Raw genomic sequence first — 13,641 nt, forward strand, 5'->3', positions numbered from 1 at the left:
CCTTTATTTGTTTGCTTCTTTACGCAGTTCTTGCCAATTTTGGAGCTCTCTCCAGCTAATACGGCCTGCACGACTAGTTGCATCAGGTGCTGCTGAATTATCACTGGAACCATCACTGCCCCCCGTACCTGCTGTTCGTACAGATATCTTGGTGGTCACTTTACGGGTTCCAACAGCATTTCTATCTGATTTTGATGTATTGATGTTAATTACTATTGGAGATGTCATTAGTCCAATTGTCGATAACGTCCCCGTTACTCCATCACTTAAACCAGTAACAGTGTCTAGTTGATATTTTCGCCCAGTCCCGCCTGTGCAAGGATCAGTACTAAGTATTAAAGAATTGAAAAATAGGTTATTGCCAGCAATTGCACTCGTTGTTACTGAACGTTCACCAGTAACATTTGAGTTGTAAAAATCTAAGTACCAACCCATCTTAGTACCAGCGGTTACCCCATATACAAAGCTATTTCCTGAAATCACAAAACCATTTCCAGAGGCTGTTGCTGTTCGTGGTTCTAAGACACTTCTATCGGGGACCACGTTATATGTAGTATCTAAAATCGCGTAGTATGAATTTACTTGATACTTAGTTGGATCAGTATCTTCTAACTCTAAATATTTTCCAGTGCCAAAATATATGATGTAGCCGCCTCCGGGAGCATAAATTGCTCTTGGTTGAGTCGTAATTGGTTGCGGAGGAGCGCTACCTATTTTTGCAGTGAAAATCGATTTTGGCGATATGGCGGATGTTATTTTTCCTAAACTAAAGTCAAACCGCCATAGGTTGCCCTGCAAATCTCCGGCATAAACGTATTTTACGGCGCCGTCACCGCCTGTAATTGCGGTGGGTGTTCCAAGGCCATTCCTCTCTGTTGGAGTGGTAATGGCGGTTTTGTATTTAAAATAATTACTGTTTAAAGCCCAAGGATCTCCCGGTTTTTTATCCAGTGATAGGACAAAAAGAGCTCCATCACCTGTGGCGTTCACATTAGAGTCGTAATTGTTATATCCACTAGAGACAATAACGAAGTTTCCATAAATAGGTTGGCCATTAGTATTTGTTCCTGTTTGGAATTTGGCGATAATCGGCGGGTTTAATACGTAACCCATGTCATTATCGTTTGCATCTGAAAATTCCCAAATCGCACCACCGTTAGAGGAGAAATTTGCAGGATCAGTTACATCTAGAGCAAAAATACCTTTTGCGCCCGCTCCCATACCAGAAGCTAAAATGGTTTTCCAGGATCCATTAGCATATGCGTCTCTGACAGTCATTTTGCCATCTACAAAAGCTTGATGTACGTAGTAAGGATCTGTTAACTGATTGATTTTAGGAAGTAACGCGTTTGGAATAAATCCAAACAATTCAGATCCATCAACTGCATTGAAAGCATGCAGCATTCCATCGTTAGAGCCCACATAAACAGCTTTTTGGCGAGAAGCATAGTTATTGTAAAAGGCCGTATATCCGACTTCAGAAATATTCTGTGCTGGGGCTCCATAATATAAAGGAGCGCTGTTTACTATATCGCCAAGAACGCCATTCCTAGAACGAAAAATACCCGTTACGTTACCAGTTTGCGCATCCTTCACTTGTTCTAAACTTCTTTCTCCGCGCAAATAGTTGATTCGATCATTTGCTAAATTATCTACCACGGTAGTATGTGGATTTGTATTTAAAGCTAATAAGTTTGAGGCGCTGAAATTAGACAACGTGTATGTGAATTCCACTGTGGAAAGAGAGCCGTTAGCATCTACTTTAGATGTATATATTTTTCTATTCGCCGGTTTAGTCGGAGGTATATTTTTCCCAGCATCTCCAGTTAGGATAATACCTGCGTCCCAAATTGCTGAGCTTGTGGAGGATGTTGCAGATTTTTTTAACAAGCTACCAGTCCATTTTTCCGCATTAAATCCTGGCTCGTAAACAAATGGGTTATCACTCGCCGAAGTAGATGAAATTCCAACCCCGGATAAAGTACCTCCGCCCGTTGCAATTGCTGCAAAAATTTTATCGATAGCAGCCATCATTTTTTTTGGATTACTTGCTAAGAAATAATTTGACGGATCGTTACCTGTAGTTGTGCCTGACCACTCTTTATTATTTTTAATAGTTGTTTTGCCATCAGCATCAAAGGTTATGAAAGGATTGCTGTCACTATTTAAGTCATTAAATCCACCATATTTTGCAGCAAGGTAATACGCAGATTTTCTGGGCTTTACGGATCTAGGACTTGCATCCATTGTGCCATTGCCTCCTTCATCAACGTCAATAGTATAGGTCTTGACTCTAACGGGTTTATCTTTGCGAATATTATTTGTATTAGCCCAGTATGCGACACCAGCCATATAAAATGTCGCACCACTAGCACCTGTATCGGCACTTGCAATATTACTTAATCCTGATACCGGAGCTGAATTACCATAGCCACTGGTTGATTCCATAACTGCAACTTTATTGGTTTGATCTACTACATTAAAATCAGGCCAAGTAGCATCCGCAACGTCTGCTGGGCGAGTTGTATCGTAGGCGTCAGTTCTATTGTTGCCAGGAATGTATTTATCGTTCCAAGTGTTAGCATCTCCAATAACAATAACGTAATTTTTTTGGCATGATGCTTCAATCGGATCTGACCACTTATCAATTACTTGAAAGTTTTCTTTCATGGCTGTGGTCATGCCTGTTGTTGCATCTGTGGTTACAGATCGACCTTGTAAATAGCGAATACTTTCATAATATAGCTCGCCGACAGGATCATATGTTTTATAAGTACCATTAGTTCCAGTACGGCCAAACTTATTTAAGTAATTGATTACTCCACTATTACCAGAAGCATCGTTTTCTGGGTTTGTGAAATAAACACCGCTGTTTGTATCCCATTCAGGGCGATCGTTTGCTGATTCAACAAAGGCATCTGCCGCTTTATATTGTTTTGCGCCCACATACTTGAGAGGTGCTCGTAATACGCCACCATACCGTTTTTGATCGTTATCCATTAAGTAGCCAAAGGCGCCATAACGAACAGTGTTTGGATTACGCTGCATTTGACCGACGGGTTTAAAATTACCGTTTGGATATTTGACACATAAATCGGTACGCGTTAAATTTTCAGCCGCATCGCAGACTTGAACTCTTACCAGGAACTCACCAAGTACACGATCAGTGGATGTATCTAGCTGAGTATCCGTACTCCAAGTGTTATTCGGATATGTGCGTTTAGTAGTGCAACCACCGCTTGCACTGACATCGCTAAAAAATATTTTATTATCACAATTCAATATATAAAGTGTTGTGACGTTATAAGGCGTTACTGCAGAAGGCGCGCTCATGGTTGCAGAGGCTGTAACCACTTTTTTTGTGAAATTTCCGCTGTTGTATATGCCTGGATAAAGGTATGCACGTTGCAATATTGTTTGCAATGTTGTGTCTACTATCCTATCCCCACCAGTCAATGATAACCGTAACATATCAATTGATGAGGAAGATGCCCAGTTCATGAAATTACCACTAAATGAGTTTACACCCGGGCATTCATGGGTTGTAGTATCTGCATCCTGTGTGATAGCAAAGTAACCGTTGGTTAAATCTGAGGTGCTGACGACTCTATTGATCGCGTTATTATTTTTGTCTTTAAATGTTTTTGTCCCACCATTGGTATAACATTTTAACGGATTAAAGTAACCCACATATTCAACGGACTTATCATAGTCGTTTGAGTTAGTGTAAGCAGCCTTCACAGTAGGGAACTCTACCGATAAATCTAACACTAAATTAGGATGTACACTACCTCCACCTGTGTAAAGCGGGGTTGTTGCCAGTACGACAGGTTTGGGTGCAGCAAATACGCTTAAATGGCTCGCTACCAATACCGTACACAAGGCTTTTTTTGAAAATTTTGTCATGTTAGTTTCTCCAAAGTGATGGAAGCCATGCACTTATGATTTCAATGCTTTACGATAGAATGATTGCAACACTACCTGAGTGGTAGCATTTGCACCAAAGCCAATTGCGGTAATTCTATAAATATATTTTTGAGCACTATTAGTATCGTTCGGACTCTCTGCCTGACCGGTATCCGCAACTCCGCCTGGATCAACGTCCGGGACAGCCTCAATGATGTACCTCGGTAGCTGCGCTGGAAATGAGCTTTTGCCTATCACCATTGTTTGGCCTGTAAACTTACCAAACTCTACTGCAACCGCACTTGATGAAGAATCTTTTAGATCTACTGTTTGCCAAATTGGAAGGCCACTTTTTGATGGAAGACACATTCCTTGTATAGGGCTAGAATTGTTTGCCGTACATCCTTCTATGAAAGAAATAATACTGGTGGCATCGAAACTATCCCCGCGTGCATTGACTGACGGCGTGCCCTGTGGATCGATATCCAGCTCCGCATCTTTGAGGGAAGCTTCGGCAGCCTGTAAAGCAATTTGCCTATCTCTATCACTACGCGATGCTTTTTCACCTTGCAAAGACATATTGGCTAGTGATAATCCCAGAATTAAGACTACTATTAACATCAGCAGCGAGACGATTAGCGACGCTCCGGACTGCCTTATGTCGCTGTATGCTGGCTTGTAATGTTTATTTAATTTGGTAAATGTATACATGATAATCAGGTATTTGGTGGTGAGCAGGTGCCTCTTAAAACATCTACGATACAGACGTTACGCATTTGAATTGTTGTTGTGAATACTTTCCGAACCCTGTCTATGGTGTCTGTAGGCAAGTCCTGTTCTTTGATTGTCGTACCTTTATCAGTTGCTCCGTTAGCCGCAGCGTAGTCTGCACCAAATAAGTCATAAACCGTCGTTGTGACATCCGTCCGGGATTTTTCTTTTCCTCGGACAAGTAGTGCTATTTTTACAGAGAGAATTTTTTTCCAATATGTTTTTTTATTTTTATCCGCAGCTTTTGCTGCGGCTGTTGCTCCAACTAATACCAATGTGTTGTCAAGAGCGTTTATATCGGTTGCGGTAAGAAATTTATTTGCTAATCCATCTGGTGGGACATTAGTATCAAGACCATATAAAACTTGAAATGATTCCACCCCTTTTACAATTGACTGCGCATTCCAATTTCCGTTGACAGAGTCATAATATTTGCAAATAAGTTCAGGTTCATTATTTGCATCTTTGCCAACGTAATAAATACTCCATCCTCGATCTTGATCAGCTGTATTTGATGACACAGGTGCTGGCACAGAAAAACCGGCGCAATTTGACATAGTCCCGTCACCGTTCGCACTTGCTCCCGATCCAAAAAAACGAACTGCAAGTACATCACTAAAGTTAACTGCACTACCCAGAGGGCTTGAAATATCTGTTGAGGTGGCTGTTACGCTGTTAGCGTCTAAGCCACCAAGGTCTGCACTCGCTGTAGAGGGCGTAACTTGAGGTGAATTGCTAAAATCATAATTCACAAAACCTGTTTGGCGTAATTGCCTGGAAATATTATCCAAAGCAAAACGTGCTGTATCTTGTGTATCATTACCATCTGTTTGTGTCATGAACAGTGTTTTAGTCGATACTACAAGTGCGGTTGCAGATAGAACAACTAACAGACCCAATCCAATAGAAATCATCAGCTCTACCAAAGTTAAGCCTAATTGCTTTTTTAGATTTATGCTGTTGCCCAGGCGCATATGAGAATTTATGAACATAATTTATTTGACGTAAGGTTCTATTGCATAAGCAAAACTTGGTGGTATGACGCCCGCGTTACTATTGAAACTCCCATCAGGGTTTTTACTCTTCCAGCCAATTTTTAAAGTCAGCCCTGAATTGGCATCTGGCTTGCACGTCCAAGTCAATGACTTTGTTGTTGTATCAAAGGGTGTTGAGTCACGGCAAACTACTACCCGCCCACCAGGCAGGCTATTTTTCAGTCTTATTTGCCATTCATAGATGTCTGCTTTTGCTAAATCAGTGCTCGTGCAATTTGCTGCACTGGTATAACAGAGTGTTGGTGCGCTGGGCGTTGGATCTACCGCTGAGTCGTAATTCATATTTAGGAACAAGTTAGACGCATCGGCTAACTTCATTTGCGCATCATTGGACCTCATCTTGTCAGCCAGTTCATTTGCTAGTTGCACAGCATTGGTCTGAAAATTTGTTTGCTGGGATGTGCGAATTGCTGCAAGCTGAAGACCTGCAGCACCGATAACGCCCAAAGCTAATACGAATACCGCTATAAGCACTTCAATTAGTGAGAAACCTTGATTCTTTGTGGTTTTGTGGCTGATCATGGGTGGTCCATATAAAGGTGCTATCTTGCAACTCATTGTAGTCAATCTTTGAGTGACGGAGCTAACCGCTCGTCTAACAAATATCGCCGATAGTCAGAGTTGTCGTGTTCAGTCCGACATTTTCTGTTTCTTGTCTTTCGCTACTTCCTGAATCGCCTCAGCGAACTCAGACACATCTTCAAAGCTCTTATACACAGAGGCAAAGCGGATATAGGCGATTTTATCCAGGCGCTTTAGTTCTCTCATGACGAGCTCGCCTATGTAGCCAGAGATGACTTCGCGTTCGCCGCTGGATAATAATTTTTCTTCTATGCGTTGGATTGCGATGTCGACGGCTTCTGCGGATACCGGGCGCTTGCGCAGGGCTAACATCAGGCTGGCGCGTAATTTTGCGGTTTCAAATTCTGTTCGGCTGCCATTTTTTTTGACGATGGATGGCATGATGAGTTCGATACGCTCGTAGGTGGTGAAGCGTTTATCGCAATTGGCGCAGCGGCGGCGGCGGCGGATGGTGTTGCCGTCCTCGGGTACCCGGGTATCGATGACTTGCGTGTCATCATTGTGGCAGAAGGGGCATTTCATGATGTTTATTCCAATCGATGGTGTCGCAGTAGATGCGATACATTTTATATACTCCCCTGCAATATTACATAAAATGACTGCTCACGCACCAAAGTATTGCGTTGTTCATAAATACATGGTGGGAGTATGTTGCAATTTGCTCGTGTTGATCGCTGATGATGTATTGATTTTTCGTGTATTGACGACCTGAATTCCCCCATTTTATTTTCACGCGTCAATACAGGCAATCTAAAACGACTGATCTATAAAAAATGCCACTCGAATTGAGTGGCATTTTTTCGCAAGCTGAGGTTTTATGCTGCGTAGACAGGGAAGGCGTCTGTCAGTTTTTTGACTTCGACTTTGACGCGTTCGATGGTTGCTGCATCGTTCGGATTGTCCAGTACGTCTGCGATCAGATGACCGACTTTGATGGCTTCTGCTTCTTTAAAACCACGTGTCGTGAAAGCAGGGCTGCCGAGGCGGATGCCGGAGGTGATCATTGGCTTTTGCGGATCGTTAGGAATGCCGTTTTTGTTACAGGTCATGTGGGCCGAGCCGAGAATGGCTTCTGCTTCTTTGCCGGTCAGGCCTTTAGGGCGCAGATCCACCAGCATCACGTGAGATTCTGTGCGACCAGAAACGATACGCAAACCGCGTTCGGTCAGCGTATTCGCCAGTGCTGCTGCATTTTTTACGACCTGCTCTTGATAGGCTTTGAATTCCGGTGTCAGTGCTTCTTTGAACGCGACGGCTTTACCGGCGATGACGTGCATCAATGGGCCACCCTGGAGACCAGGGAAAATTGCAGAGTTAATTTTTTTTGCAATCGCTTCATCGTTCGACAAGATGATGCCGCCGCGCGGGCCGCGCAGGCTCTTGTGCGTCGTTGATGTGACGACGTCAGCAAACGGTACTGGGTTAGGGTAGACGCCAGCAGCGATCAGGCCGGCATAGTGCGCCATATCGACCATGAAGTAAGCGCCGATTTCTTTGGCGATTTTGCTGAAGCGTTCAAAATCAATGCGCAATGCGAATGCCGATGCACCAGCGATAATCAGTTTCGGTTTGGTCTCGCGCGCGAGTTTTTCCATCGCGTCGTAATCAATATCTTCCTGTGCGTTCAAGCCATAAGAAACTACATTGAACCATTTACCCGACATGTTCAAAGGCATACCGTGCGTCAAGTGACCGCCTTCGGCCAGGCTCATGCCCATGATGGTATCGCCTGGATTCAACAACGCAAAGAACACCCCCTGATTCGCTTGTGAACCTGAGTTCGGCTGTACATTTGCGAAGTTGGCACCGAATAATTCTTTCAGGCGATCAATCGCAAGTTGCTCAACGACGTCTACGTGCTCACAGCCACCGTAGTAGCGTTTACTAGGATAGCCTTCGGCGTATTTGTTGGTCAGTTGCGAACCCTGCGCTTCCATAACGGCTGGCGAGGTGTAGTTTTCTGAGGCGATGAGTTCGATGTGTTCTTGCTGGCGGTGATTTTCTTGTTGAATCACGGCGTACAAATCGGGATCAATATTGGCGAGAGTATGATTTTTTGCGAACATGACAAGCTTCCTGTTGAGATAGAAGGTGAATCAGTGAATGTAATGGATCAGGTGCCCGAGCCAGATAAAGCGCATAGACAAATAGGGCGAGCAGCCTTGATCGTTCTTACCATCCAGGCTACCCAGGCGCACGGCTATTGAAATCTCACGCTTCCCGATGGATCTCCATCTTCGTCGTTAGTCGCTGCCAGAATGTTGTATTGCAATTCATAGCGCGGTTAAGACGTTTTCGCCAGTCACGTGAGACGAAATGGTTTACAAATTTTACGTCAAGCCTTCTGATTGAGCAAGAATAGCCTGCAATATAAGTGCATTAAGAAATGGATCAAGACGTGGATTAAGTCGAGAAAATTGATTCCGTCGCTTATAACGGAGTCGTTCTGATATCCATATCAGGCAAGCTCAGAGCTGATGGCGCGGAATCAACGCCACTAGTCGCTTCAGACGGATGCGATAAAACCGCATAGAATAATGCCTGCAGCTACATCGAGATTTTCTATCAGGCGCACCAAAGAGGTTATTCAGGTACTGACGGCGCATTTTCGGTTATTTTGGCCTTTTTTTGAAACTTATTGCACGCTCATGAATAGTTCTGAGCATCTTATTCAGGTCAAAGCTGCCTCGAGCAGCGCATCCGTCGTCAACAGAAGTTCTAATGCGCAATCTCGGTTAGAAACACAGCGTACTCATTTCAATAACGATAAGAGGTAGTCATGATTGTCTTAATTACAGGTGCCAGCTCCGGTTTTGGCGAAGAGATGGCTAGAAAATTTGTCAGCCACGGACACAGAGTCATTGCCGCAGCGCGTCGCACGGACCGCCTGGCGGCACTGCATGCAGAGCTGGGTGCTGCGCTATTGCCGGTCAAAATGGACGTAACCGATAAAGAGTCCATTCAGCATGCCTTGGCAGAATTGCCGCTTGCCTGGCAACAAATCGACGTCCTGGTCAATAACGCAGGATTAGCACTTGGTACAGAGCCGGCGCATCAGGCGAATCTGGACGATTGGGAAACCATGATCGATACCAATACCAAGGGCTTAGTCCGCGTCACTCGCGCGATTTTGCCTGCCATGGTGCAGCGTGGTAGCGGCCTGGTCATCAATATTGGCTCGATCGCGGGCTCTATTCCTTATCCGGGCGGCAATGTGTATGGTGCAACCAAGGCGTTTGTTGACCAATTTACGCTGAACCTGCGTGCCGACCTGGTAGGCACCGGAGTGCGTGCAACGAACATCGCGCCGGGATTATGCGGCGGTACGGAGTTTTCGAATGTGCGCTACAAGGGTAATGATGATGCTGCCGCAAAAGTCTACGAGGGTACTGTGCCTCTGACAGCAGTGGATATTGCGGAGTCCGCGTATTGGGTTGCAAGCTTGCCGCCGCATGTCAATATTAACTACATCGAAATGCTGCCGACCTGTCAGGGCTTTGGCGGTTTTAATATCAAGCGCAACGCGGTATAAGTGAGCGATTGCTGAGTGCTTGTTAATCGATTACTAATTGATAGCTATTTGTCATACTGGTAGAGAGTATTTTTATTTGTCCTTGCAGATAGTGCGCAATCAGCAATAAAAATAAAGATACTCCCCCTCTTTAACTAAAATCATTGATCTCTATGCTGCGAGAATTTAATTGGTTTGTGCGTGTCTATTACGAGGACACCGATGCGGGCGGCATCGTGTTTTATGCAAACTACCTGAAGTTTTTTGAACGAGCCAGGACGGAATGGTTGCGTGCTGCCGGGATCAATCAGCAGATCATGAGTGCTGAGCATCAGGTGATGTTTGTCGTCAAAGGCACGGCTGTCGAGTATCATGCTCCCGCCAGACTGGATGATGAACTCAGGATCAGCGTCGTGGTCAAAAAGCTGGGACGTGCCTCCGTGCAGTTTGTTCAAGAAGTCTGGTGTGGTGATCGCTTGCTGGTGACAGGCAACATCAAGGTCGGCTGTGTGAGCGTCGGCGCGGTGCGTCCAGCGGCTATCCCGGATGACATTTTGCAGAAAATTGCGTGAGTTTGCGGCAGCGCTTGCAAATGACCTGTTCGCCGCCATCGTTTTAACCAGAACCTGGTTGGCGTTTTAGTAGTCCGAGAATTTTTGTAAAAATCTAAAGTAAAGAAACCATGACTGTTACTCAAGACTTATCGTTTTTCACCCTGATTACCAATGCGTCGGTTCTGGTGCAATTGGTCATGCTGCTGTTGCTTGGCGTTTCCGTCACTAGCTGGAATTATATTTTCAGCAAAATGTTTGCGATCAAAAGAGCACGCAAGCAAACAGAAGAATTTGAACGTAATTTCTGGTCCGGCGGTAATCTCGGCGAGCTCTATCAGATTGCCGCATCGAATCGTCGCTCCAGCGGCGATAAGACCGGCGCGCTGGAACGTATTTTCGAAGCGGGTATGAGTGAGTATCACAAGGTCAAAGCCGCAAATAAGGCAACCCTCGATGCGACCGCTATGCTTGATGGCGCACGCCGCGCGATGCGCGCAGCGTATCAGCGGGAAATGGATCATCTGGAAGCACATTTATCGTTTCTGGCATCGGTCGGTTCCGTGTCGCCTTACGTCGGCTTGTTTGGTACTGTCTGGGGTATTATGAATGCCTTCCGTGGTCTGGCGAATGTGCAGCAAGCGACGCTGGCAGCGGTCGCTCCCGGTATTGCCGAGGCACTGATTGCAACAGCGATTGGTTTGTTTGCAGCGATTCCGGCTGTGCTGGCTTACAACCGCTACTCACATGATATTGACAGGCTGGCGATTCGCTTTGAAACCTTCATCGAAGAGTTCTCGAATATTTTGCAAAGACAATCTCGTTAAGTTGCCATGAGTTCTCTGCGTGGCGAACGTAAACGCAAATTTAAAGCCGAAATTAATGTCGTTCCCTACATCGACGTGATGCTGGTATTGCTGGTGATTTTTATGGTGGCGGCACCGATGACCAATCCCAGCGTGATCAATCTGCCGACGGCGGGGCAGTCGACACAACCGCCGTCAGACTATATAGAAATCACGCTCGATACGAATAAATATGCCATCAGTATCAATACCAAAGGCAGTAGCAACGGCAACAGCAAACAAGAGTCGCAAGAGACGGCCGCGAATCACAAGCAGTTGATGCAAAAACTCAAGGAATATCACGATGCCAAGCCGGATTTATCGGTCATGGTATCGGCAGATAAAGAGATGAAGTACGACGAAATCATTCAAGTCATTTCCGAAGCGAAAAAACTCGGTATCAATCGGGTTGGCCTGGCGACCAAGTGATGCCGTTACACTCAGTTGTTCTCTCTTGTAGTTTGATGGTAGTGAGTGCGGGACTTACCGATTGTCTTGCATCAGAACAGCCTCCGCTCAGCGTGCTTGCTGAGTCAGTCACTCCAGTCACATCAGTCACAGCACAGGCCAAAGTAAGCAAGCCAGAGAAGCTACTTAATCAGCAGGACGATGCGCCTGCCGACATAAAAAATGATGTGGTGCCCAGTGGTGTCATTAGCGATGTCAATAGTGATAACGTTAATGATGCCATAGTGGTTTCCGCATCCGCTAAGCGCTTTCAAATCGGAGAGGCTAGCGGAGATTGGCTGGCACTGATCAAGCAGCATATTCCCGAGCTTACTCCAGGCACAGATCCACAAAACGTGACACCGACTTTGCTGCGTAAATTGCGGCTCGACATAGCAAATATTCTGGCGACGGAAGGTTATTTTTCTCCTCTTATTTCATTTGATACGAATGATGCCAGCGAAAAAATTAGTAGCGTCAGGTCAGGTGAAAATTCTGTTATTCGAGTCAATATCGATGCCGGCACCAGAACTCTGATCAAGGATGTCAAGCTGGAATTTTCGGGGGCGTTGAACGAGGCCTATAAAACGGGGCAGACAGACGCTGTCAAGCGGCAGAGCACATTAACAGCCGACTGGGGATTACCTGCCGGTGCCGCGTTTCGTGATGAGGATTGGGATAAGGCAAAGACCACGCTGATAGAAGCCTTGCGTTCTGACGTTTATGCGTCAGCCTCCATCGCCAATAGCAGTGCGACGGTTGATGCAGACAGCAATACAGCAATGCTTGCGGTTGATATCGATAGCGGACCGCCATTTACGCTTGGCGAGATGACGGTAACTGGTTTGCAGCGGTTTCCCTCATGGCTGCTGGATCGTTATCAGCCACCCAAAAAAGGCGAGCCGTATTCGCGCTCCCGTCTGCTGGAATATCAGCGCGCCTTACAAAATTCTGCCTATTTCTCCACCGTTGCGGTGAATGTCGATACCGATCCGGCGAAGGCGGACAGCGCGCCAGTTGAGGTCAGTGTGGTCGAGCGCAAAGCGCGTGATCTGGGCTTTGGTGCGGGTTATAGCAGTAACACAGGATTTCGGGCAGAAGTCTCTTACCGTGACCGCGATATACTGAGCAAGGCATGGGATTTACGCAGTGCCGTGCGTATCGAACAAAAGCGTCAGCTTGGCTATGCCGATATTTATCTGCCGCCGCGAGACACGCAATTTTTAGATTCTTTTGGTGTGCTGGCAGACCGGCAGGACATCTCGGGACTGCTACTGACTCGCACCGCTTTTGGCGTCAAACGCACTAGTACGCGCAATCATCTGGAGCAGCGTATTGGCTTGAATTTTTTGCGTGAAAAAGTAGAGATTGACGGCGAGCTGCCAAATTTTAATAAAGCCCTGGTGACCTCAATAGGATGGACATGGCGCGAAGTCGACGACAGTTTTGCGCCGCGTAAAGGTCAGATTGCTCAGCTCGATCTGGCGTTTTCAGAAAAAGCGTTATTGTCAGACCAGCGTTTTATCCGCACCTATGCCAAGTACCAGCGCTGGATCCCGGTAGGGCAGCGTGACAGCATTATCCTGCGTGCAGAAATAGGCCAGATCCTGTCGCAAAGTCGCGATGGTATTCCTGAAGAATATTTGTTTCGCACGGGCGGTAGTAACACAGTTCGCGGATACGCCTATCAAAGCTTAGGTATTCAAAATGCGGGTGCCGTCACCGGTGGCAAAGTCATGGGTGTTGCGAGTGCCGAGTATGTGCATTGGACCAAATCGAATTGGGGTGCCGCGACCTTTGTTGATCTCGGTGACGCGGCAGATAACTGGCGTGATCACAGTGCCAAACAAGGCTACGGTATTGGCGGACGTTATAAAACGCCTGCCGGACCGGTCGCACTGGATCTCGCCTACGGCAAAGATATTAAAAAATTCCGCCTCGATTTTTCGATCGCGATTGCATTTTGATGATGC

Annotated in this window: 11 protein-coding genes and 1 riboswitch; of the genes, 5 read left to right on the forward strand and 6 right to left on the reverse strand. The window is 45.9% G+C overall.

All coding sequences use genetic code 11. The features are described from left to right. Nucleotides 1–3 precede the first annotated feature (3 nt). From ACO0K4_RS16345 to glyA, 6 genes are all read right to left on the reverse strand, one after another. Nucleotides 4–3,906 carry a pilus assembly protein gene (locus ACO0K4_RS16345; protein WP_422957724.1) on the reverse strand — a complete coding sequence of 1,301 codons (3,903 nt, stop codon included), beginning with the start codon at nucleotides 3,904–3,906 and terminating at the stop codon, nucleotides 4–6. Between the two features lie 33 nt (nucleotides 3,907–3,939). Continuing rightward, nucleotides 3,940–4,617, reverse strand: a complete 678-nt coding sequence (locus tag ACO0K4_RS16350; RefSeq protein ID WP_422957725.1) for a pilus assembly PilX family protein — start codon at nucleotides 4,615–4,617, stop codon at nucleotides 3,940–3,942. A 5-nt stretch (nucleotides 4,618–4,622) separates the two neighbouring features. Next, nucleotides 4,623–5,651, reverse strand: a complete 1,029-nt coding sequence (locus ACO0K4_RS16355; RefSeq protein WP_422957726.1) for a PilW family protein — start codon at nucleotides 5,649–5,651, stop codon at nucleotides 4,623–4,625. Between the two features lie 21 nt (nucleotides 5,652–5,672). Continuing rightward, complete coding sequence (pilV, locus tag ACO0K4_RS16360; protein ID WP_422957727.1) at nucleotides 5,673–6,254, reverse strand: type IV pilus modification protein PilV; 582 nt, start codon at nucleotides 6,252–6,254, stop codon at nucleotides 5,673–5,675. 108 nt (nucleotides 6,255–6,362) lie between these two features. Beyond that, complete coding sequence (gene nrdR / locus ACO0K4_RS16365; protein WP_422957728.1) at nucleotides 6,363–6,836, reverse strand: transcriptional regulator NrdR; 474 nt, start codon at nucleotides 6,834–6,836, stop codon at nucleotides 6,363–6,365. A 293-nt stretch (nucleotides 6,837–7,129) separates the two neighbouring features. Beyond that, nucleotides 7,130–8,380: a serine hydroxymethyltransferase gene (glyA, locus tag ACO0K4_RS16370; protein ID WP_422957729.1), complete on the reverse strand. Its 1,251-nt coding sequence runs from the start codon at nucleotides 8,378–8,380 to the stop codon at nucleotides 7,130–7,132. Between the two features lie 113 nt (nucleotides 8,381–8,493). Continuing rightward, nucleotides 8,494–8,630: riboswitch (ZMP/ZTP riboswitch) on the reverse strand. A 463-nt stretch (nucleotides 8,631–9,093) separates the two neighbouring features. Between glyA and ACO0K4_RS16375 the strand changes: the two genes are divergently transcribed. The 5 genes from ACO0K4_RS16375 (at nucleotide 9,094) to ACO0K4_RS16395 (ending at nucleotide 13,635) form a co-directional block, all read left to right on the forward strand. Further along, entirely contained in the window at nucleotides 9,094–9,846 is a 753-nt protein-coding gene (locus ACO0K4_RS16375) for an SDR family NAD(P)-dependent oxidoreductase (protein WP_422957730.1), read from the forward strand. A gap of 152 nt (nucleotides 9,847–9,998) precedes the next feature. Further along, nucleotides 9,999–10,397 (forward strand): tol-pal system-associated acyl-CoA thioesterase, encoded by a 399-nt coding sequence (ybgC, locus tag ACO0K4_RS16380; RefSeq protein ID WP_422957731.1) that lies wholly within the window; start codon nucleotides 9,999–10,001, stop codon nucleotides 10,395–10,397. Between the two features lie 110 nt (nucleotides 10,398–10,507). After that, a complete protein-coding gene (tolQ, locus tag ACO0K4_RS16385) occupies nucleotides 10,508–11,203 on the forward strand; it encodes a protein TolQ (RefSeq protein ID WP_422957732.1) in 696 nt (231 codons plus the stop codon). A gap of 6 nt (nucleotides 11,204–11,209) precedes the next feature. After that, nucleotides 11,210–11,650, forward strand: coding sequence for an ExbD/TolR family protein (locus tag ACO0K4_RS16390; RefSeq protein WP_422957733.1), 441 nt, complete (start codon nucleotides 11,210–11,212; stop codon nucleotides 11,648–11,650). Next, complete coding sequence (locus ACO0K4_RS16395) at nucleotides 11,650–13,635, forward strand: autotransporter assembly complex protein TamA (protein ID WP_422957734.1); 1,986 nt, start codon at nucleotides 11,650–11,652, stop codon at nucleotides 13,633–13,635. The genes ACO0K4_RS16390 and ACO0K4_RS16395 overlap by 1 nt, the downstream gene beginning before the upstream one ends. The last annotated feature ends 6 nt before the right edge of the window (nucleotides 13,636–13,641 follow it).

It is taken from the genome of Undibacterium sp. RuTC16W, from assembly GCF_049339445.1.
GTDB lineage: Bacteria > Pseudomonadota > Gammaproteobacteria > Burkholderiales > Burkholderiaceae_D > Undibacterium.